At 63.7% G+C, this 21,954-nt stretch carries 19 protein-coding genes; 8 read left to right on the top strand and 11 right to left on the bottom strand.

Annotated elements, in window-relative coordinates; genetic code table 11:
- Nucleotides 1-120 precede the first annotated feature (120 nt).
- The 6 genes from ACTXGA_RS01315 to ACTXGA_RS01290 form a co-directional block, all read right to left on the bottom strand.
- A complete protein-coding gene (locus tag ACTXGA_RS01315) occupies nt 121-1,419 on the bottom strand; it encodes a pyruvate dehydrogenase complex dihydrolipoamide acetyltransferase (protein ID WP_443391290.1) in 1,299 nt (432 codons plus the stop codon).
- Nucleotides 1,420-1,487: 68 nt separating this feature from the next.
- Nucleotides 1,488-1,745 (bottom strand): hypothetical protein, encoded by a 258-nt coding sequence (locus tag ACTXGA_RS01310; protein ID WP_443391289.1) that lies wholly within the window; start codon nt 1,743-1,745, stop codon nt 1,488-1,490.
- Complete coding sequence (locus ACTXGA_RS01305) at nt 1,742-3,115, bottom strand: pyruvate dehydrogenase complex E1 component subunit beta (protein WP_443391288.1); 1,374 nt, start codon at nt 3,113-3,115, stop codon at nt 1,742-1,744. Before ACTXGA_RS01305 ends, ACTXGA_RS01310 begins: the two co-directional genes overlap by 4 nt.
- Nucleotides 3,116-3,118: 3 nt before the next feature.
- Nucleotides 3,119-3,505: a VOC family protein gene (locus ACTXGA_RS01300; RefSeq protein WP_443391287.1), complete on the bottom strand. Its 387-nt coding sequence runs from the start codon at nt 3,503-3,505 to the stop codon at nt 3,119-3,121.
- 4 nt (nt 3,506-3,509) lie between these two features.
- Nucleotides 3,510-4,502 carry a pyruvate dehydrogenase (acetyl-transferring) E1 component subunit alpha gene (pdhA, locus tag ACTXGA_RS01295; protein ID WP_443391286.1) on the bottom strand — a complete coding sequence of 331 codons (993 nt, stop codon included), beginning with the start codon at nt 4,500-4,502 and terminating at the stop codon, nt 3,510-3,512.
- 91 nt (nt 4,503-4,593) lie between these two features.
- A complete protein-coding gene (locus ACTXGA_RS01290) occupies nt 4,594-4,896 on the bottom strand; it encodes an FtsB family cell division protein (RefSeq protein ID WP_443391285.1) in 303 nt (100 codons plus the stop codon).
- A 273-nt stretch (nt 4,897-5,169) separates the two neighbouring features.
- Here ACTXGA_RS01290 and ACTXGA_RS01285 point away from each other — a divergent pair, with 273 nt between their 5' ends.
- Both ACTXGA_RS01285 and ACTXGA_RS01280 read left to right on the top strand, forming a co-directional pair.
- Nucleotides 5,170-6,183, top strand: coding sequence for an alpha/beta hydrolase (locus ACTXGA_RS01285; protein WP_443391284.1), 1,014 nt, complete (start codon nt 5,170-5,172; stop codon nt 6,181-6,183).
- Nucleotides 6,184-6,289: 106 nt separating this feature from the next.
- Entirely contained in the window at nt 6,290-7,321 is a 1,032-nt protein-coding gene (locus tag ACTXGA_RS01280) for an alpha/beta hydrolase (protein WP_443391283.1), read from the top strand.
- Nucleotides 7,322-7,465: 144 nt separating this feature from the next.
- On the opposite strand, the gene ACTXGA_RS01275 is transcribed toward ACTXGA_RS01280, so the two are convergent.
- Nucleotides 7,466-8,545, bottom strand: a complete 1,080-nt coding sequence (locus ACTXGA_RS01275; protein ID WP_443391282.1) for an NAD(P)/FAD-dependent oxidoreductase — start codon at nt 8,543-8,545, stop codon at nt 7,466-7,468.
- Nucleotides 8,546-8,656: 111 nt separating this feature from the next.
- Between ACTXGA_RS01275 and ACTXGA_RS01270 the strand changes: the two genes are divergently transcribed.
- Nucleotides 8,657-9,034, top strand: coding sequence for a MerR family transcriptional regulator (locus ACTXGA_RS01270; RefSeq protein WP_443391281.1), 378 nt, complete (start codon nt 8,657-8,659; stop codon nt 9,032-9,034).
- 79 nt (nt 9,035-9,113) lie between these two features.
- Here ACTXGA_RS01270 and ACTXGA_RS01265 read toward each other — a convergent pair whose 3' ends face one another.
- Entirely contained in the window at nt 9,114-10,331 is a 1,218-nt protein-coding gene (locus ACTXGA_RS01265) for a phosphoglycerate kinase (protein WP_443391280.1), read from the bottom strand.
- Nucleotides 10,332-10,456: 125 nt separating this feature from the next.
- Here ACTXGA_RS01265 and ACTXGA_RS01260 point away from each other — a divergent pair, with 125 nt between their 5' ends.
- From ACTXGA_RS01260 to ACTXGA_RS01245, 4 genes are all read left to right on the top strand, one after another.
- The gene (locus ACTXGA_RS01260) at nt 10,457-10,969 is read left to right on the top strand and encodes a peptidylprolyl isomerase (RefSeq protein WP_443391279.1); all 513 of its coding nucleotides are present in this window, start codon (nt 10,457-10,459) and stop codon (nt 10,967-10,969) included.
- Nucleotides 10,956-11,657, top strand: coding sequence for a peptidylprolyl isomerase (locus ACTXGA_RS01255; protein WP_443391278.1), 702 nt, complete (start codon nt 10,956-10,958; stop codon nt 11,655-11,657). Before ACTXGA_RS01260 ends, ACTXGA_RS01255 begins: the two co-directional genes overlap by 14 nt.
- Nucleotides 11,658-11,819: 162 nt before the next feature.
- Nucleotides 11,820-12,473 (top strand): VPLPA-CTERM sorting domain-containing protein, encoded by a 654-nt coding sequence (locus ACTXGA_RS01250; RefSeq protein WP_443391277.1) that lies wholly within the window; start codon nt 11,820-11,822, stop codon nt 12,471-12,473.
- A 78-nt stretch (nt 12,474-12,551) separates the two neighbouring features.
- Entirely contained in the window at nt 12,552-13,514 is a 963-nt protein-coding gene (locus ACTXGA_RS01245) for a DUF3179 domain-containing protein (RefSeq protein WP_443391276.1), read from the top strand.
- 131 nt (nt 13,515-13,645) lie between these two features.
- On the opposite strand, the gene ACTXGA_RS01240 is transcribed toward ACTXGA_RS01245, so the two are convergent.
- The 3 genes from ACTXGA_RS01240 to ACTXGA_RS01230 form a co-directional block, all read right to left on the bottom strand.
- Nucleotides 13,646-14,332 (bottom strand): M48 family metalloprotease, encoded by a 687-nt coding sequence (locus ACTXGA_RS01240; protein WP_443391274.1) that lies wholly within the window; start codon nt 14,330-14,332, stop codon nt 13,646-13,648.
- A 257-nt stretch (nt 14,333-14,589) separates the two neighbouring features.
- Nucleotides 14,590-16,749: a phosphoribosylformylglycinamidine synthase subunit PurL gene (gene purL / locus ACTXGA_RS01235; RefSeq protein ID WP_443391273.1), complete on the bottom strand. Its 2,160-nt coding sequence runs from the start codon at nt 16,747-16,749 to the stop codon at nt 14,590-14,592.
- A gap of 607 nt (nt 16,750-17,356) precedes the next feature.
- Nucleotides 17,357-18,262, bottom strand: a complete 906-nt coding sequence (locus ACTXGA_RS01230) for a LysR family transcriptional regulator (protein WP_443391272.1) — start codon at nt 18,260-18,262, stop codon at nt 17,357-17,359.
- A gap of 174 nt (nt 18,263-18,436) precedes the next feature.
- Between ACTXGA_RS01230 and ACTXGA_RS01225 the strand changes: the two genes are divergently transcribed.
- Nucleotides 18,437-21,853: an indolepyruvate ferredoxin oxidoreductase family protein gene (locus ACTXGA_RS01225; RefSeq protein WP_443391271.1), complete on the top strand. Its 3,417-nt coding sequence runs from the start codon at nt 18,437-18,439 to the stop codon at nt 21,851-21,853.
- Nucleotides 21,854-21,954 lie beyond the last annotated feature (101 nt).

Here is a 21,954-nt window from a genome sequence, read left to right as displayed (position 1 = left end):
GGCCTAAGACAGGATCTATCGAAAAAGGCGCGCCATCCGGGCGCGCCTTTTTCGATGGGCGGATTGAAACGTATCTTTTGATCAGGCGTTGCACAGGTTGATCCGGCGCATGACCGGCTTTCAGGCCAGCATCGCCATCGGGTTCTCAAGATTGCTGACGATGGCCTGCAGCAGTTCGGCCCCCAGCGCACCGTCGATGACCCGGTGATCGACGCTGAGCGTGACCGACATGACCGTGGCCGCGGCCAGCGCGCCATCCTCGGCCACAACTGGTTTCCGGACGCCTGCGCCGACGGCGAGGATGGCCGCGTGCGGCGGGTTGATGACCGCGTCGAAATTCTCGATCCCGAACATGCCGAGGTTTGAGATGGCAAAGCTGCCGCCCTGGTATTCGTGGGGCGCAAGCTTGCGGGTGCGGGCGCGGGCGGCGAGGTCCTTCATCTCCGCCGAGAGGGCAGAGAGCGTCTTTTGATGCGCGTCCTGCAGGACCGGGGTGAACAGCCCGCCTTCGATGGCGACCGCGACGGCCACATCGGACGGGGTAAGTTGCAGGACCCGGTCGCCCGCCCAGACCGCATTGGCGGCGGGCACCTCTTGCAGGGCGAGGGCGCAGGCCTTGATGATGAAATCGTTGACCGAGAGTTTCACGCCGCGTGCGGCCAGCTGATCGTTCAACTGCTTGCGGAAGGACAGCAGCGCATCCAGCCGGATGTCGCGGCGCAGGTAGAAATGCGGGATGGTCTGTTTCGCCTCGGTCAGGCGCGCGGCGATGGTTCGGCGCATGCCATCCAGCTGGATTTCCTGATGCGGGCGGTCGGCGTAGGTCTTGAGTACGGCCTCGGCGCTGGCAGTCGGCTGGGGGGCAGCGGGGGCCGGAGTTGTGGCGCTGGCCGGTGTTGCGCGGGCCGCTGCGGGCTGCGGACTGGCGGTTGCCGCCTCCACATCGGCGTTGACGATGCGGCCACGCGGGCCGGAGCCGGTGATCTGCGACAGGTCGAGGCCTTTCTGATCGGCGATGCGGCGAGCCAGCGGCGAGGCGAAAACCCGGGTGCCATTGTGACGCGGGGCAGGGGCGGCGGCTGTCTCGGGGCCCCGTGCCGGGGCCGCCTCGGCAGCCGCTGTTGCCGGCGCCTTTGGCGCGGTGGCAACGGGCGTCGCGAGGTCATCCGCCGTTTCGCCCTCTTCCAGCAGGACGGCGATGGGGGTGTTGACCTTGACGCCTTCGGTGCCCTCGGCGATCAGGATCTTGCCCATCGTGCCTTCGTCGACGGCTTCGAATTCCATCGTTGCCTTGTCTGTCTCGATCTCGGCGATCACGTCGCCGGAGGTGACAGTGTCACCCTCCTTGACCAGCCATTTCGCAAGCGTGCCTTCCTCCATCGTGGGGGACAGGGCGGGCATGAGGATTTCTGTAGGCATCCGGGTCCTCCTCTCAGCGCATAGGCCGGTGGGGAAAGTAAGAGGCTGTGTCACTCTGGCGGGGCATGTCAGGGCGCCTCGATCAGGGTGACGATATCGAAAGGCGCGCGCGGTCTCTGGCCACGGGCCAGGGACTGAACCGCGGTGGAAAGGGCACCGCGATGCGCCGCGATCCATTCATAGGCTTCCTGATGGCTGGGACGCGCACCGGGGCGCCAGCCGGTCTGCATCAGGCTTTCGGGGACATAGGCGCGGCCCGCATCGGTGGCGATGCGATAGGCCTCGCGCGCCACGTCGCGGCCCTGAACCTCGACCCGGGCGGTCATCGGTAACAGACCTTTTTCGCGGCCTCGACCACCTCTGCGGTTGTCACAAGCGCGTGGCGTTCGAGGTTGGCGGCATAGGGCATGGGCACGTCCTTGCCCGTGCAGTTGATCACCGGCGCGTCAAGATAGTCGAATGCCTGTTCCATCAGCACCGCAGAGATGTGGTTGCCGATGGCGCCCACGGGAAAACCCTCTTCGATGGTGACGCATCGGTTGGTCTTCTGCACGGAGGCGATGACCGTGGCGGTGTCCATGGGGCGCAGGGTGCGCAGGTCGATGACCTCGGCGCTGATGCCCTCCGCGGCCAGTTTTTCGGCTGCTTCCAGCGCGTAGGTCATGCCGATGCCAAAGCTGACGAGGGTGACATCCGTGCCGCTTTGCCAGATGCGTGCCTTGCCGAAGGGGACGGTGAAATCGTCAAGCACCGGCACCTCGAAACTGCGGCCATAGAGGATCTCGTTTTCGAGGAAGATCACCGGATTGGGATCCCGGATGGCGGATTTCAGCAGGCCCTTGGCGTCCGAGGCAGAATAGGGCATCGCCACCTTCAGGCCCGGGATATGCGCGTACCATGCGGCGTAATCCTGAGAGTGCTGCGCGCCCACGCGGGCGGCAGCGCCGTTGGGGCCGCGAAAGGTGATCGGGCAGCCCATCTGGCCGCCGGACATATACAGCGTCTTGGCGGCGGAGTTGATGATCTGGTCCATCGCCTGCATGGCGAAGTTGAAGGTCATGAATTCGACGATGGGTTTCAGCCCGCCAAAGGCCGCGCCGACGCCGATGCCGGTAAAGCCGTGTTCGGTGATCGGCGTGTCGATCACCCGTTTCGAGCCGAATTCTTCCAGCAGGCCCTGGCTGATCTTGTAGGCGCCCTGGTATTCGGCCACCTCTTCGCCCATCAGGAAGACATCGCCGTCGGCGCGCATTTCCTCGGCCATGGCGTCGCGCAGGGCCTCGCGCACGGTCTGTTTCTTTGTCTTGGTGCCCTCGGGCCAGTCCGGCTCAGGGGCGGTCTGCACCGCTGCCGGGGCGGCGGCCTGCTCGGGGCCCCGTGCCGGGGCCTCCTCGACGGCCGCGGTTGCCTGCGCCGGGGGCGCGGTGGCAACGGCGCTGGCGTCAACCTCTTCGCCTTCTTCGACCAGCACCGCGATGGGCGTGTTCACCTTGACGTCTGCCGTGCCCTCGGGGATCAGGATCTTTCCCATGATCCCTTCGTCCACGGCTTCGAATTCCATCGTCGCCTTGTCGGTTTCGATCTCCGCGATCACGTCACCGGAGGACACGGTATCGCCCTCCTTGACCAGCCATTTGGCCAGCGTGCCTTCCTCCATCGTGGGCGACAGCGCGGGCATCAGGATTTCAATTGCCATCTCTCAGATTCCCTCCGCCGCCTTCAGCAGCCCTACGATATTGCCTTCGCCATCCTCGACATAGGCCACCCGGCCGATGCCGGGCACGTCGAAGGGCGGCAGCGCCTCGGCCCCGCCATGGGCCAGCGCCCAGTCATAGCGGCCGTCCACATCCTCGACATGGAACACCGCGATCGCACCGCGCGGGCCGGACCCCGCCGCGGGCGTCGTATTGTTGCGGGGCAACAGACCGCCGGTGACCGGGCTGATCCCGCCGATCCCCTTGCCCTTGATCATCCAGTAATCCCAGTCCGCCGGGACCTTCTCGATGGTCCAGCCGAAGAGGCCGGTGTAAAAGGCCACCGCCCGATCCGGGTCTTCGGCGTGGATTTCGAAATGCAGCGTCGACATGGCGTCAGGCCTCCGCGTAGATGTCTGTCCAGAGCTCGTCCAGCGACGGCTCGGGGCTTTCGCGGGCGAAATCGGCGGCGGCGCTGACTTCGGCCTTGATCTCCTTGTCGATCGCCTTGAGATCCTCCTCCGTCGCATGCCCGCCCTGCAGCAGCATGTCCCGCACGTGGTCGATGGGATCACGCTCCTCGCGCATTTTCGACACCTCTTCACGGGTGCGGTATTTGGCCGGGTCGGACATGGAATGCCCGCGATAGCGGTAGGTCTTGACCTCAAGGATATACGGCCCCTTGCCGGAGCGGCAGTGTTTCACCGCCTTCAGCCCGGCGTCGCGCACCGCGATCACATCCATCCCGTCGACCATCTCTCCGGGGATGCCAAAGGCCGCGCCCCGGTGGTAGATATCCGGCGTCGAGGTCGAGCGTTTCATGGCCGTGCCCATGGCGTACTGATTGTTTTCGATGACAAAAATCACCGGCAACTCCCATAGCGCCGCCATGTTGAAGGTCTCATAGACCTGGCCCTGGTTCGCAGCACCATCACCGAAATAGGTAAATGTGACGCCGCCATTGCCCTTGTATTTGTCGGCAAAGGCCAGACCCGCGCCCAGCGGCACCTGCGCGCCCACGATGCCGTGGCCGCCGTAAAAGTGTTTTTCGCGGCTGAACATGTGCATGCTGCCGCCCTTGCCCTTGGAATAGCCGCCCTCACGCCCGGTCAGTTCGGCCATCACGCCCGCAGGCTCCATCCCGCAGGCCAGCATGTGCCCGTGATCGCGGTAAGAGGTGATGCGCTTGTCACCCTCTTGTGCGGCGGCCTCCAGACCGACCACAACCGCCTCCTGTCCGATGTAGAGGTGGCAGAACCCGCCGATCAGACCCATGCCGTACAACTGGCCGGCCTTTTCCTCGAACCGCCGGATCATCAGCATGTCCCGGTAATATTGCGTCAGTTCTTCGGGCGCGACATTGGGTTTCGCCGCCGGTTTGCGGGCCATGGCTGATCCTCCCGATCAGATCGTTTAATATTAAACGTCTTTTGGAGAAATCGTAGCCCCGGAAGGGCGGCAGGTAAAGGCCGAAGCGGCGTTACTGCACCACCACCTCGTCAGAGCGGATCAGGCCCAGAACGTCGCGCGCCTGCTGATCCAGAAGGTCCAGATCAAGATAGTCGTCGGACAGGCGGTGTGTCAGGTTCTCCATCCGCGCCACCTCGTCCCGCAGTCCGTCCAGCTCTCGCGACAACTTTTGCCCCTCGACGGCGATTTCCGCGCGGCGGAACAGGCCAAAGTTCCCCTGCACCGCGGCAAAGGTGAAATAGGCCGTCAGGCTCAGCGTCACTGTGAAAAAGACGAGAACGCCCAGCGAAGGGCGGGGTCGGCGACTGGTCATGGCTCTGCCTCTGGTGCCGCACCTCTTGATCGGGTGCGTAGGGGCGACACTGGCACAGGCTTGTGCAAAAGGGAATCACCTGCGCGAACACAAAAGCACGATCATGCGAATCAGCCGTGCAGCGTTGCAGAATTGCACGGCGCGGCGCGGGGCAGCACGGTGCGGTCCCCGGGCACCTGTCACGCCAAGGTGATGCGCCGCTTGCGAAAAACCCGTGAAAGAAGCGCGCAAAACCCCTCGACCTACGCGCCCCTTTGAAGGATTGTGCAGCCCATGGCGCGCCGGTTCATCATCGTCTTTTTCTGTCTCAGCGTGGCCCTGACCGGCTGCGCGCCGCGCGGGGCCATCACGGCCCTGACCGGCCTGACCACGCTCCCCGAGGGCGCCACCGTGCAGCGCGTGTTCATCGCCACCGACCGGACGGTGGCCGACAACGCCGAAGACGGTCAACTGGTCGAACAGCGTTTCGGGGAAACGCGCTATCCGGCGCTGAACTACGGACATATCGACATATCGATCCCGCCAACGCATGTGCCGGGACAGATCGAATGGCCGCGCAACCAGCATCCCGATCCGGCAAAACACTTCGTGGCGCTGTCGGGGGACCGCTACGCCCAGCAGCGCGGCTTTCTGCGCGCCCTGCCGCGCAACAGCAGGTCCGAAGTCGTGATGTTTGTGCACGGCTTCAACGTGAACAACGCCGAAGCGGTCTATCGCCTTGCCCAGATCGCTCATGACTATGAGGCCGATGTCCCGGTGATCTCTTTCTCATGGCCCTCGGCGGGGGATGCGCGCGGCTATGTCTATGACCGCGACAGCGTGATCTTTGCCCGGGACGATCTTGAAACCCTGATGACCGGGCTGGCCCGCGACAACCGCCGCGTGATGATCGTGGCGCATTCGATGGGCGGGCAACTGGTGATGGAAACGCTGCGGCAACTGTCGATCTCGGGCAAGGGCCACGTGATCGACAGCGTGGTCGGCGTCTCCCTGATCAGCCCCGACATCGACGAGGACGTCTTTCTGCGGCAGGCCAAACGGATCGAGCCCTTTCCGCAGCCTTTCAACATCATGGTCTCGACCCGCGACAGGGCGCTGACCCTCGCCGCCCTCCTGACCGGCAAACAGGAACGGCTGGGCTCCATTCAGGATCCCTCGCGCCTTGCCAGCCTGCCGGTCGATATCATCGACCTCAGCGATATCGATGGCGGCGACCGGGCGGGCCATTCCACCGCCTTCACCGCCCCGGATGCCATCCGCCTGCTGCGGCGGTTGGCCGGGGGCTGACACCGCTGTCCCGGCGCGTGGCAGGACTGCACGTCTTTGCCGCCAAGGCGCGGGGGCGGGCGCATAATGCTGGAAAAGAATCGCAAGCTGGATAAGGTTTTGCCTCATGAAAAGAGGCCTGGTGTTCATAGGATTGCTGTTGCTGCTGGTCTCCTGTTCCAGCCGCGGCGAAATCCATCACGTTCCGCTGCGCGAAGGGGAGGCGGCGCAGATCCGACGCGTCTATGTCGCCACCAACCGCAATCTGGCCAAGGCCGGCGACATCAACCTTGTCAGCCAGACCTTCGGCGCGTCGCGCTCGCGCATCCTGCGCTATGGCTGGGCCGACATCTCGATCCCGCCCAACCACCGCGAGGGAGAGATCGAATGGCCGGGCGCGCAGGCGCCGGATCCGCAGCGCCATTTCGTCACCCGCAACGGCGCGCCCTACACCGGCAAGCGTGAGTTTCTGGATGGCCTGACCGCCGGGTCACAGCCGGGCCGCAAGGACGTGGTGCTGTTCGTGCACGGCTACAACGTCAACAACGCAGAGGCGGTCTATCGCGTCGCGCAGGTGGCGCATGACTTCGACGCGCAGATCCCCATCGTGCTCTATTCCTGGGCCTCGGCGGGCAAACTGCGCGGCTATGTCTATGACCGCGACAGCGTCATGTTCTCACGCGACGGTCTGGAACAGGTGCTCACCGACCTCTCCAGCGAGGGCTGGCGCGTGACGCTGGTGGCGCATTCGATGGGCACGCAGTTGACCATGGAATCCCTGCGGCAGCTGTCCATCGCGGGCAAGACGCGGGCGCTGAAGGCGCTGCGCGGCGTGGCCCTGATCAGCCCCGACATCGATGAGGACGTCTTTGTCCAGCAGGCGCTGCGGATCAAACCGCTGCCCGAACCCTTCCTTGTGGTGATCTCCACCTTCGACTCCGCCCTCAGCGTCTCTGCCTGGCTCACAGGTAAACGCTGGCGGCTTGGCTCGATCAACGACAAGACGCGGATCGCCGGTCTGCCGATCGACGTGGTGGACCTCAGCGAATTCCACGGCGGCGACCGGCGCAAGCACATCACAGCCTTCACCGCCCCCGCCGCGATCAAGATGCTCTACAAGCTGGAGCGTGAGGTCGACAAACGCAAAAACCGCCGCTGAGGCGGCGCTTGCTATTTTGGCCCTGTTGAGGGGCGGCAGCATAGATGAATCCCCGGTCCGGAAACGTCCCGTAGGCCAGCCAAGGCGGAATCAGCACCGGGTCAGCGTTCAGCGCCGGCCCAGCGTTCAGCGCCGCCCCAGCGTTCAGCGCCGCCCCAGCAGTTTGTTGTACTTCGTCAGGAACAGGTCTTTGCCCTTCATCAAGCGGGTCACCAGATCACCCGCTGTAAAGGCGATCAGGTAGGAATTGCCTTTTTCGGGGCCAATCGGAACAAGGATCGGTGCCTTGCCCCAGGGTTTGTAAGGCTTCAGATCCTCGACAGTTGCGCCAGCGGCCAATGCAGACAGCGCCTTGGTCAGCCATGGCCCTTGCCGGCTTGCCGCGACGATGGTCATGGCATCCCCCATTTCAGCCAGATCTCCGGCGGCAAAAACATTGGGCAGCGAAGAGGGGCGCATCCACTGGTCAACCTTGATGCGATTGGCGCTGCCCTTGACCACACCGGGCAGGCCATCAAGCACGGCAGAGCACGCCCGCGAGCCGAGCACTGGGAAAATCAGATCGGCAGATATCTGCGTTCCGCCGGACAGCACCAGTGTCCCGGAATAGGGGGCCGTCAGGCTCTCCAGGTCTTGCGCCCGCTCGCCAAAGACAATCTCGACCCCAGCGGAGCGCAGCTTTTTCGTCAGCTCGTCACCCAGTTTCGCAGGCTTGTCGGGGAACAAACGGGGCTGGGCAGAGATCAATGTGACCTTCTTGCCGGGCATGGCATGGGCGATCTCGCCTGCCAGTTCCGTCCCGACCGCACCGGCACCGACGATGGCGATCGTATCGGCATCGTTCAGCATCGCATGGATGCGTGCAGTGTCAGCGCGCAGGCCTTCGATGTCGTCCCCCACAGCCTTGAACGGGGTGGCATTGTCCGAACCTGTGGCGATCACGAAATAGTCGGCCTCGATCTGGCTGCCGTCCTCCAGCGTCACGCTGCTCCCATCCACGCTGGTCGCGCGTGCCTGCACCAATTTCCCCTGCGTCAGAAGCGTGTCATAGGGGATCAGCGCCCGGTCGAGCAGGGATGGATCAACCACCGCCCGGATCATCGCAGGCGCATGAACAAAGTGACTGCGTGGTTCAATCAGCGTGACATCCGCTTTGTTCTCAAGGGACTTGGCGAGTGTGGCTCCGATATAGCCGCCCCCGATGATCGCGATGCGTTTGGACATGATGGCGTTTCCTGCTTGATCGACGGCGGTTGCACGTAGCCGGGTTCACCGCCATATAATATACAGGTGATCCTAAAACAATAGACCATTGTTCATGGTTATGGGTGTAAAATGCGCATAGGCGAACTAGCAAAGCGTTCCGGGGTCAGCCGGGATACCGTCCGTTTCTACGAACGCAACGGGCTGATCACATCGGTTGCGGGCCAGAGCGACACCAACAACTACCGGGACTACCCGGAAGACAATCTGATACGTCTGGATTTCTTTACGCGCGCCCGCACCGCAGGCATGTCGATCGCTGACATGCGCGATATCATCGAAGCGATGGATGGGCGGTGTGATGCAGCCGTGGCCAGACAGGTGGTTGCATCAAAGGTTGCCGAACTGAAGGACCGGGCCAGCCAGATCCAGCGCGTGATCGCGTTTCTGGAACGTGGTCTGGAGGGGGAGGGCGATGCCCCCGATCCGGGTCAGACGCCTATACCCTGACCAAAGCCAATAGGCGCTGTGGGTTCGTTCTTGCACTGACAGGGGGGCAGAGGCGCAGACCGCCCCTGCCAGGCCCTGATCACTCTTCGTCGTCAGACGGTTCCTCGGCCACTTCCAGCGCCGCGACGCCGGGCAGCACCTTGCCTTCCATCCATTCCAGGAACGCGCCGCCCGCGGTCGAGATGTAGGAGAAATCCGCCGCCGCACCGGCCTTGTTCAGTGCCGCCACCGTGTCACCGCCGCCCGCGACCGACACCAGCTTGCCCAGCCCGCTGCGTTCCGCCGCGTGCAGCGCCGCCGCGTTGGTCGCAGTGTCAAAGGGCGCGATCTCGAAGGCGCCCAAGGGGCCGTTCCAGATCAGCGTCTCGGCCTCGTCGATGGCCTCCTTGACGATGTCGACCGACTCCGGCCCGGCATCCAGGATCATCGCATCCGCCGGGCAGGCATTGGCCGCCACGGTCTCGTTCGCGGCGCCTTCCTTGAATTCGCGCGCCACGACCACGTCCACCGGCAGGATGATCCGGCAACCGGTATCCTCGGCCTTGGCCATGATCTCCTTGGCGGTGCCGGTCATCTCGTGCTCGGCCAGCGATTTGCCCACGTCGATGCCCTGCGCGGCCAGAAAGGTGTTGGCCATGCCGCCACCGATCACCAGCATGTCGACCTTTTCCACAAGGTTGCTCAGCAGTTCCAGCTTGGTCGACACCTTGGCCCCGCCAACCACCGCCAGAACCGGGCGCGCCGGCGTCCCCAGCGCATTCTCCAGCGCCTCAAGCTCGGCCTGCATCAACCGGCCCGCACAAGAGGGCAGGGCATGGGCCAGCCCGGTGGTCGAGGCATGCGCCCGGTGCGCCGCCGAAAAGGCATCCGAACAGAACACATCGCCCAGTTCCGCCATCTGCGCCACCAGCTCGGGGTCGTTCTTTTCCTCACCGGCGTGGAAACGCGTGTTTTCCAGCAGCGCGACCTGGTTTTCGCCCAGCGAATCGATCACCGCCGCCGCCGCAGGCCCCACGCAATCGGCCGCGAAGACCACGTTCACGCCCAGCACCTCTTCCATCGTGGGGATCAGGTGGCGCAGGCTCATGTCGTCGCGGCGCTCGCCCTTGGGTCGGCCGAAATGGGCCAGCAGGGCGGGCTTGCCGCCCTTGTCCAGAATGGTCTGCACGGTGGCCGCGATCCGCTCGATCCGGGTGGCGTCAGTGACCCGCCCATCCTCCATCGGAACGTTGATATCCACGCGGGTCAGCACGCGCTTTCCCTCAAGATCCATGTCGTCAAGCGTGTTCCAGGCCATCTCGATCCCTCTGATCCGATTTTCCCGATCCACTAAGCCCGATCCACGTCGCAGGTCAACGGCGTCTTGGCTTTGCTGCTCTTGCAGGCTACCTCTCGTCGCAAATCGGAAACGGAGGAAGACCAATGGCCGAGATCAAGGACCCCGAAAACACCATCCTGATGGAACTCAAGGACGGCACCGTCACCATCGAACTGCTGCCCGACGTCGCGCCGGGACACGCCGACCGGATGAAGGAACTGGCCCGCTCCGGCGCCTATGACAATGTCTGCTTTCACCGCGTGATCGACGGCTTCATGGCGCAGACCGGCGATGTGGCCCACGGCAACATGGAACAGGACTTCAACCTGCGCCGCGCGGGCACCGGCGGCTCTGACCTGCCGGACCTCAAGGCCGAGTTCTCCAAGCTGCCGCATGACCGTGGCACGCTGGGCGCGGCGCGTTCGCAGAACCCCAACAGCGCCAACTCGCAGTTCTTCATCAACTTCAAGGACAACCACTTCCTGAACGGTCAGTACACGGTCTATGGCCGCGTGATTTCCGGCATGGAACATGTCGACGCCATCACCAAGGGCGAGCCGCCCGCAAACCCCGACCGCATGATTTCGGTCAAGGTTGCCGCCGATGTCGCCGACTAAATCCGTCATCCTCGCGCTGGCGGTCCTGCTGGTCGGGGCCGGGTTCTACGCGGTCCTGCGCAGCGGGGGGGCACCGGACAGCGGTGCGCCCGTCGCCGTGACGCCAGAGGTGACCGAACCGGCAGACACCGTCCGGACAACGCTGCCAGAGCCGGAACTGGTCCCCCTGGGGGACAAGGACTACGGCCTGACAATCGAGGTGGACGGAGAGGCCAAGGGCACCATCACCGTCGATCTCTATGAGGACACGGCCCCCGGCCATGTCGCACAGATCGTGGCGCTGGCGCGCAGCGGGCACTATGACGGCGTGGTGTTTCACCGCGTCATCGACGGCTTCATGGCGCAGACCGGTGACGTTCAGTATGGGCGCACCAGCTCCGAAGACTTCGACATGCGCCGCGCGGGCATGGGCGGATCCCCCCTGCCGGACCTCAAGGCAGAGTTTTCGGACCTGCCGTTCGAACGCGGCGTCCTTGGCATGGCCCGGTCGCAAAGCCCGGACAGCGCCAATTCGCAGTTCTTCATCATGTTCGCGCCCGGTCCCTTCCTGAACGGCCAATATACCGTCGTCGGCGAAGTGACCGACGGCATGGAGGTCGTGGACGCCATCAAACGCGGCGACGAACGGGCCAACGGCTCTGTGGTGGGCGAACCGGATCGGATGACGACAGTTCGGGTGACCGACTGATCCAACCTGATCTGCAAATACTGCGCCGTGTCCCGGATAGGGGCGCGGCGCATTTTTTATTCAATGTTGTCAAAAGTGAAATTGTCCTTTTCCAGATATGCTGTAAGGGTTCCGGCGCGAGTGCCTTAAACAGTGCGTCAACCACATTCGGAGATTTAATCAGTGAAAATACTTGCTCTTGCCACGGCCTTGTCCCTTGGTGCCATGGCCGCCAATGCCGCGACCGTCACGCCCGTCAGCTATGACATGCCGAACGGCAACTCGGGCAGCTACAATTACTGGGACGATACCTACACCGGTACAGGAAACCGTACAGTGGACGGTGCCGCGCTGTCCGGTGGCACCGGTCAGTTGACCGATGGCGTGATCGCAACGGCGAATTGGTACTCCGTCGAAAGCCCGCGCGGTCCGAACGGCCCCTATGTCGGATGGTCGACCGCCTTGCCGCAGACAACCAATCCGGTAATCACTTTCCGGTTCGACAAAGCCTACGACTTCAACAGCATTACCTTCCATTTCGATGACGCCAACGGCGGCGGCGGTGTGTCGGCGCCCCGGGCTGTCGATGTGAACGGTCTGGGGTTCGGCGTTGCCGATCCGGCCGGGTCTGCGCCCTTCGCCTTTACCGGGTCGCTTGCCGCGCTCGGGGCCACGGATGAATTGACCGTGCAAATCTTCCACCGGACAAGCTGGCTCTTCCTGAGCGAGGTCACCTTCGACGCCGAGGTTTCTGCGGTGCCGCTCCCGGCATCCGGCTTGCTGCTGCTGGGCGCCTTTGGTGGTCTGGCGGCATGGCGCCGCAAGCGGACCGCCTGACACCGGATCAAAGCTTCGTGAAGGGGGCTGGGCACATGGCCCAGCCTGCCGCACCCTCCTACCCGGGAGGATGCGGCCATGTTTTTTCGTCTATTGAGCGTTCTGGTCTTTGTATCCGGGGTGGCTCAGGCCAGCCCCGATTTCTGGCGGCACGAATGGCCGCAGACCAATTTCGACATCACCACCATCACCAACTGGACAGAGATCATGTCCGGCGGACCGGGCAAGGACGGCATTCCCGCACTTTCTGATCCGCAGTTCATCGAGGCCGATCAGGAAACCCGCGTTCGCGGCAATGAGCCGGTCATCACGGTCGAGATTGCGGGTGATCGTCCGCGCGCCTATCCCATTCGCTACCTGACCTGGCATGAGATCGTGAACGATGTGGTCGGCGGCGTGCCGGTGGCGGTCACCTATTGCCCGCTGTGCAACTCTGCGCTGACCTTCGACCGCCGGGTGGCCGGGCGGGTGCTGACCTTCGGTGTCTCGGGAAAGCTGCGCAATTCCGACATGGTCATGTACGACCGCGAAACCCATAGCTGGTGGCAGCAGGCCATCGGCACCGGCATTGTCGGCGAAATGACGGGGATCGAATTGGACGCCGTGCCCAGCTGGATGGAAAGTTTCGATCAGTTCCGCGCCCGCAATCCCGATGGCGTTGTCATGGCCGAACCGGCATGGAGCCGCCCCTATGGCCGCAATCCATACGTTGGTTACGACCGCTCGAAACGTCCCTTTCTCTATTCGGGCGATCCGCCGCCGCATGGCATCCCGGCGCTGATGCGTGTGGTGCGGGTCGGGGACCGCGCATGGCCGATGGACCGGCTGGCGCGGGACGAAGAGCTGTCAGAGGCGGGCGTCGTGATCAGCTGGAAACCGGGTCAGGCCTCGGCGCTGGACGCGGGCACCGTGGCGGGGGGCCGTGATGTGGGGTCCGTCCGGGTGCGCGACGCGCAGGGCAGGGACGTGGCCCATGACGTCATGTTCGCCTTCGCCTTTCACGCCTTCTGGCCGGATGGAAAATGGATGCTGGGGCGGTGACAGGCCATACTGCGGGGCCGGTCTGCCGGGCCGTTCTGCGCGGGGCGAAAGTAAACGCCGGGTTAAAACGGCCTCGTAACCCCTTGATCTGGCATTCCCCCTAAGCTGTCCACGCGTGGACAGCCCCCGGCTCACGCCTTGTCCCAGCGCGCCTCCAGGGCCTCCAGAGCCTTGATCCGCTCGCCCGTTTTCGGGTGCGACATCAACCACGCCGGAACCGTCCCGTGCCGCGCCTGCGTCAGCTCCTCCAGCTTGCCGAACAGGGTCTTCTGCGGGCCGACCCCGATGCCCGCCTTGACCAGCAGGGCGGCTGCATAGGCATCGGCCTCATACTCATCCGTCCGCGACAGCCTTGCCGCCAGCAAGGAGGCCACGGTGTTGGCAATATAGACCCCGATGCCCGGCAGGAACCGGCCCAGCACCAGCGCCAGCGCCGTCCGCAGGGCGTTCTGCCCGGAGAAATCAATCATCCGCCGCCGCGTGTGCCCCAGCGCCACATGACCCAGCTCATGCGCGATCACGCTGGCCAGTTCCTCGGCGCTGACCTCACCCGCGCGGTATTTCTGATAGAACCCCCGCGTGATGAAGATCCGCCCGTCCGGCGCCGCCAGCCCGTTGATCGGGTCGATCTCATAGATGTTCACCCGGATGCGCGGCAGGTCCAGCGCGCTGGCCATGCGGTCCGTCAGTACCTTCAGCCGCGCATCGGCCAGCTCGGTCGACCGCGCGTCCAATTCCTTCGCCGTCCGCCACGCGGAGAAGCGGTACATGATGAGGCCATAGGCCACGGCGAGCAGGATGGGCGTCAGCTTGAGCATGAAGGGAATATGGGGCCCGCGGCGGGTTTGGGAAAGGGGGCAAGCCAGGGTAAGGGCAACTCTGGCTCACCAAAGCAAAGCCCCGAAGCCGCCCCCCTCTGATCCCTGTGTGACAGGGCCGCGCCACGGCGCCAAGCGGAATGGACCGTCTCCCCGGTAAACCGGGGCCCCTCGGCAATTCCGCTTGTCTCCGCGTCCCGTCCCGGTCCCTTGGGTCTCAGACGACGGCGGCTCCGAAGCAAAGCCCCGGGCGGCGATCAGGCGAAATGCCCGGCCAGCGCCTCTTCGGACAGGGTCTTGAGATCCTCCAGCGGGGCTTCGGATCCACCGAAGCTGACAGTGTCGCCGGTAAAGCGGCCGACAGAGGTCAGCGGCACGCCCGCCTTTCCGGCGGCGATCATCAGTGCCTCGGCTGAATCGAAGTTGCAGGCGATCAGGTAGCGGCCCTGATCCTCACCGAACAGCGTTGCAGTGTCGTCGCTGTCGATCTGCACCCCCACGCCAGAGGCGGCGGCCATCTCGAAGGCGGCCAGCGCAAGGCCGCCGTCGGACAGGTCCGTGCAGCAGTTGATCCAGTCGCGGTTGGCGCGGATGAACTCACCGGCGGTTTTCTCGGCGGCAAGGTTCACCTTGGGCGCGTCGCCGTCTTCGCGGTTGAACACCTCGTAGAGTAGGGCGGATTGGCCCAGATGGCCCTCGGTTTCGCCCAGCAACAGCAGCACGTGGCCGTCGCGGGCAAAGCCCAGGATCGGCTCCTCGTCCGCCGCGATCAGGCCCACCGCGCCGATGGTCGGCGTCGGCAGGATGCCCTGACCGTCGGTTTCGTTGTAGAGCGAGACGTTGCCCGACACGATCGGCATGTCCAGCGCGAGACAGGCTTGACCGATCCCCTCCAGCGCGCCCACGAACTGGCCCATGATCTCGGGCTTTTCGGGGTTGCCAAAGTTGAGGTTGTCCGTGGTGGCTAGCGGCAGCGCACCCACGGCGATCAGGTTGCGATAGGCCTCTGCCACCGCCTGCTTGCCGCCCTCGACCGGGTTGGCGCGCACGTAGCGGGGTGTCACATCGCTGGTGAAGGCCAGTTTCTTGTCGGTGCCATGCACGCGGATCACGCCCGCGCCAAAGCCCGGAATACGTACAGTGTCGGCCATGACCTGGCTGTCGTATTGCTCATAGATCCAGGCGCGCGAGCAGTAGTTGGGGCTGGCCACAAGGGCGCGCAGCGCGTCGATGGGATCGATCTGCGGCACATCTTCCAGCGGGGCGGCGGGGGCGGTCGGCTCCCACGGGCGATCATATTCCGGAGCGGAAGAGGCGAGACGCGACAACGGCATGTCCGCCTTGCATTCTCCGTTCAGCATGATGAGGAAGCGGTCCTCGGGGATGGTTTCGCCCACGATGGCGAAATCGAGGTCCCACTTGTCGAAGACGGCCTTGGCCTCGGCCTCTTTCGACGGGTCCAACACCATCAACATGCGTTCCTGCGATTCCGACAGCATCATCTCGTAGGCGGTCATGTTGGTTTCGCGCTGGGGCACTTTTTCAAGGTCGAGCCGGATGCCCAGCTGCCCCTTGTCGCCCATTTCCACCGCCGAACAGGTCAGACCCGCCGCGCCCATGTCCTGAATGGAGATCACCGCGCCGGTCTGCATCAGCTCCAGCGTCGCCTCCATCAGGCGTTTTTCGGTGAAGGGGTCACCGACCTGAACGGTGGGACGCTTTTCCTCGATGCTTTCGTCGAACTCGGCGCTGGCCATTGTCGCGCCGCCGACACCGTCCCGGCCGGTCTTGGCGCCAAGGTAGACGACCGGGCGGCCGACGCCGCTGGCTGCCGAATAGAAAATCTTGTCCGCGTCCGCCAGACCGGCGGCAAAGGCGTTCACAAGGCAGTTGCCGTTGTAGGCGGGGTGAAAGCGCACCTCGCCGCCGACCGTGGGCACGCCAAAGGCATTGCCGTAACCGCCGACGCCCTCGACCACGCCGTGTACCAACTGGCGGGTCTTGGGGTGGTCCTTTTCACCAAAGCTGAGCGCGTTCATCGCTGCGATGGGGCGGGCGCCCATGGTAAAGACGTCGCGCAGGATGCCACCGACGCCCGTTGCTGCACCCTGATAGGGCTCGATGTATGAGGGGTGGTTGTGGCTTTCCATCTTGAAGACCACGGCCTGACCGTCACCGATATCAACCACACCCGCGTTTTCGCCGGGACCACAGATCACCTGCGGGCCGGTGGTCGGCAGTTTCTTGAGGTGGATCTTCGACGACTTGTAGGAACAGTGTTCGTTCCACATGGCCGAGAAGATGCCCAGTTCCGTGAAGCTTGGCTCGCGGTTCAGGATACGCAGGATCTCGGCGTATTCATCGGGCTTGATGCCGTGTGCCTCGATCAGTTCCTCGGTGATGGCCGGTTCCTGCATTCTGTCCCCCGTCTGGCGTGTCGTGCGGTCTTTACGCCATGGTCCGGGGCAGGAAAAGGGGGCGTGTTGGCGTGACGGGAGTCTTGCGGTAGCTCCGCCGCAGATGTGGAATGCTGCATGTGCAAAATCAGCAGAGTGTTGCAGCGTCAGGCCGGCCGCATTCTCGCCCCATTCCGCGAACGCCGAGAAGGGGAATCACCCACTGATTGAAAACCCGTGCGGGTGGACCTCGGCGTTTCCCCCATCGGGAAATTCCTCTCGACAGTCTTCGCAGCCGATCCTATCGAAAGGCCGCGGGACGCCCCGATCTGGAAACGACGCGCGCCTGCCAGCAGGAGGCAGATGCTGAGTCAACTTTCACGAGTGGGTCTACATCTAGGGTGAAGCGAGCCGCCGGATCCCCTGGGCAAAAAAAAGGCCGAGCACGAAGCTCGGCCGTAGTCCAACAGGGAGGTTGAAGATGAACCGGTGTTGCACGTTTCATCGTTCTATTGCTGAATAAGTTATCACTACGGAGTCGATCAAGCACTTTTACGCCGCACGTGCAGCATTTCCGATATGCGTGATGCGCATACCACAGCCCCGAATGCCCAATTTTTGGAAGGTTTCAGTCTGCGCCCATGGCCCGGCGCTGACGCCGGTGGGCGATGATTTCCTCTTGAACGAAATCTCGAAAGGCCGCTACACGCTTGGATTGTCTCAGTTCTTCGGGGTAGGCAAGGAAGACCGGCACCTCGACGGACTCGATCTCTGGTAGCACGCGGACCACGTTCGGAAAGTCCTCAATGATGTAATCAGGCAGGACGCCGATGCCGAGGTTCGAGATCACCGCCTGCAACACACCGAAATAGTTGTTTACGGTCAGTGTGGCCGGAACGTCGTAGGCCAGAAGCTGCTGAACCAGTGATTTGCCCGCACTGACCTGTGCCGCGTTGGTGTTCTGACAGATCAAACGGTGATCGCTCAGGTCTTCGGGGATGGTAGGTTCTCCGCGCGCGGCAAGGTATTCCGGCGACGCGTACAGACGCATCCGGATGCTCATCAGGCGCTTGCGGATCAGGTCCGCCTGGCTGGGTTCTTTCATGCGGATGGCGACGTCCGCCTCCCGCATGGGCAGGTCCAGCACCCGTTCTTCCAGCATCAGGTCGATGTTGAGGTCGGGGTATTTCTCATACAACTTGGCCAGACGCGGGGCGAGCCACAGTGCGCCAAAGCCATTTGTGGTGGTCACACGCAGTTCGCCAAAGACCTCTTCCTCTGAATCGCGGATCCGGGCGGTGGCCGCATCGATCCGCTTGATCATGGAACTGGTCGCGTCGAACAGCAGCTCTCCCTGCTCGGTCAGGATCAGGCCGCGCGCGTGGCGATGGAACAGGGTGGTGTTCAGCGATTCTTCGAGCGCGCGAATCTGCCGTGACACGGCGGATTGCGACAGATGCAGGGCATCGCCGGCGTGCGTCAGGCTGCCCGCATCGGCAACCGCGTGAAATATTCTGAGTTTGTCCCAGTCCATAGAACCACGCCTGTTTCTCGTCAGTTCCCTATACAACAATATTATACTGGGTAAGGGGACCTATGCGATTGACACCTCAATTGTGTGAAAATTCCCCTGTTCAGGTCAGCAATTGTGACCTATATTCGCTTATAAATGCGCAGGCATGAGACTATCAGCGTTGGGAGGCGCGCCATGAGCAAGCATCAGATATCCCTGAACGACCGTTTCGACCTGAACAAGCCGAGTGTCTTGCTGAACGGCACGCAGGCTCTTGTCCGACTGATGCTGACGCAAAAGGCGCGCGACACTGCCGCGGGGCTGAACACTGCGGGATATGTCACCGGCTATCGCGGCTCGCCGCTGGGCGCGGTCGATCAGCAGATGCGCCGGGCCGAGAAACTGCTGCGAGCCTCTGACATCACCTTTCAGGAAGGGCTGAACGAAGATCTGGCTGCGACGGCGCTCTGGGGCGCACAACAGGCCGAACTGCGCGGCGAAGGCAAGTTCGACGGGGTCTTCGGCCTATGGTACGGCAAGGGGCCGGGCGTGGACCGCTCTGGTGACGCCATGCGCCATGCCAACATGGCGGGCACGTCGAAACATGGCGGCGTGCTGATGGCCATGGGCGACGACCATACCGGCGAATCCTCGACCGTACTGCACCAATCGGAATGGGCGTTGGTGGATGCCTATATGCCGGTGGTGTCACCTGCGGGCGTGCAAGAGGTTCTGGACTACGGCATCTACGGCTATGCGCTGTCGCGGTTTTCCGGGCTCTGGGTGGGCCTGAAGACCATGAAGGACACGATCGAGGCGACGGCCGTTGTGGACGGCCGCGTCGACCGGATGCAATTGGTGCTGCCGGAATTCGACATGCCCGAAGGCGGGCTGAACATCCGCCTTGGCGACACGCCGCACGCGCAGGAAACGCGCATGATCGACTACAAACGCTTTGCCGCCGAGGCGTTCAGCCGCGCCAATGGCATGGACAAGCGGGTCTGGGGCAAACCGGGGGCCAAGATCGGCTTTGTCGCGGCGGGCAAGAACTGGCTGGACCTGCAACACGCGCTGTCCTTGCTGGGTGTGACCGAGGACGAAGCAGAGCGTCTGGGCATCACCACCTACAAGGTCGGGCAGGTCTTTCCGCTGGACATGCAGGGGTTCCACGACTGGGCAGACGGGCTGGACCTGATCGTGATCGTCGAGGAAAAGCGCAAGCTGATCGAGATCCAGGTCAAGGAGGCGCTGTTCGACGACAACCGTTACCGCGTCTATGGCTGGTACAAGGGCGGGGCAGGTGGCCTGCACCGCGAGGAACTGTTCCCCACCCGCGGCGCGCTGGATCCCACGTGGATTGCGCAAAAGCTGGGTGAGATCCTGATCGAGGAAGGGCGCGGCACCGATGCGGTCAAGGCCGGACTGGCCAAGATCGAAGAGGCCGCCCGCGCCGACAACCTGCCGGAAATCGCAGCCCGCCTGCCGTATTTCTGCGCCGGATGCCCGCACAACTCCTCGACCAAGGTGCCCGAGGGCAGCCGCGCCTATGCCGGGATCGGCTGTCACTACATGGTCCAGTGGATGGACCGTGAAACCACCGGCTTTACCCATATGGGGGCCGAAGGCGCGAACTGGATCGGTGAGGCGCCGTTTTCCAAGCGTCCCCATGTGTTCCAGAACCTTGGCGACGGCACCTACAACCATTCCGGTGTTCAGGCGATCCGCGCCGCGCTCGCCGCGGGCACCAACATCACCTACAAGATCCTCTTCAACGACGCGGTCGCCATGACCGGTGGGCAGCCCAACGAGGGCGGACTGACCCCGCAGCGCATCGCCGCCGAGGTCAAGGCGATGGGGGTCGAGGCGCTGGCCGTGGTCTACGACGAAAAGGAGGACGTGAACCTGGCCGCGTTCCCCGCTGGCGTGCAGACCTTTGAGCGCGCCGAACTGGACAGCGTTCAGAAAAGAATGGCCAAGGTCGAGGGCGTTTCGGCCATCATCTACGTGCAGACCTGCGCCGCCGAGAAACGCCGCCGCCGCAAGCGGGGCAAGTTCCCCGATCCTGATCAGCGCGTGTTCATCAACACCGATGTCTGCGAAGGCTGCGGCGATTGCGGCGTACAATCCAACTGCGTGGCCATCGTGCCCGAGGAAACCGAACTGGGCCGCAAACGGGCCATCGACCAGAGCGCCTGCAACAAGGATTTCTCTTGTCTGAAAGGGTTTTGCCCGTCGTTTGTCACCTTGAAAGGTGCGCAGGTGAAAAAGGCGCCGACCACCTCGCTGGACCTGCCGGACCTGCCCGCACCGAGCCTGCCGCAGATCACCGGCACGCATAACGTCGTCATCACCGGCGTCGGCGGCACCGGTGTCGTGACCATCGGCGCGGTGCTGGCACAGGCCGCGCAGATCGACGGCAAGGGGGCCGCGATGATGGAAATGGCCGGCCTCGCGCAGAAGGGCGGCGCGGTACACATCCACCTGCGTCTGGCCGAGCAGCCTTCGGACATCTCTGCGGTTCGCGTCGCCACCGGAGAGGCGCATGCGCTGATCGGCGGCGATCTGGTGGTGTCCGCCGGGGCCAAGACGCTGGGCCTGACCCGCACGGGGCAGACGGGCGCGGTGGTGAACAGCCATGAGATCATCACCGGAGACTTTACCCGAAACACCGAATTTTCCTTGCCGACAGACCAGTTGCGGCTTGCACTTGAAGCGCGGCTTCAGGATCGCGTGGCGTTTTTCGACGCTTCCGTTCTGGCGCGGGTGACGTTGGGCGACTCGATCTTTTCCAACATGATGATCCTTGGCGCGGCCTGGCAGCAGGGGCTGATCCCTCTGTCGCATGAGGCCATCGCGCAGGCCGTCGACCTGAACGGAGCGGCGGTGGAGCGCAACCTGCGCGCCTTTGAAATCGGCCGCTGGGCCGTTCTGCATCCGCAAGAGGCGGCGCGCCTGACGGAGGACAAGGTGGTCGATCTGCCCAAGAGCCTAGAGGACAAGATCGCCTTTCGCGCCGATCACCTTGTGCAGTATCAGGGCAAGGCTCTGTCCAAACGCTATCGCAAACTGGTCGACGGGATCGAGGACACCCGCCTGAAAGAAGCCGTGGCAAAGGGCTATCACAAGCTCTTGGCCTACAAGGACGAATATGAGGTCGCGCGCCTGCTGCTGGACACCCGCGAAAAGGCCAGGGACACCTTTGACGGCGATTTCGAGATGCGTTTCCACCTTGCCCCGCCGATCCTGTCGAAAGAAGGCAGCGACGGTCGCCCGGTCAAGAAAACCTTCGGCGAGGGCATGCTGCGCTGGTTCCGCCTGCTGGCGCGTCTGAAAGGACTGCGCGGCACGCCGCTGGATCTGTTCGGCCGGACGGAGGAACGCCGCATGGAACGCGCGCTGATCGCGCAATATGAGGCCGACATGGCCGAATGGCTGCCAAAGGCCAAGCCGGAAACCATGGATGCGCTGGTGGCCCTTGCGGAACTGCCGCTGCAGATCCGCGGTTTCGGCCCGGTCAAGCTGGCGAATGAGGCCAAGGCCGCCAAGCGGCGCGAGGAACTGCTGACCGTGTTGCGGCAGGGCGGTGCGCCGCTGAAAGCCGCCGCAGAGTGATCCTGCCAAGGTGTTTCATGAAACTTTCATGAAGGCGTCACAGAATCTGGTGCAAACGGCGCGTCGGCCCTAGAATGGGGCCGACATGCAAGGAGGATGCG

Source organism: Antarctobacter jejuensis (genome assembly GCF_052266595.1).
Classification (GTDB): domain Bacteria; phylum Pseudomonadota; class Alphaproteobacteria; order Rhodobacterales; family Rhodobacteraceae; genus Antarctobacter; species Antarctobacter jejuensis.
This window is presented reverse-complemented; position numbering and strand designations above follow the sequence as displayed.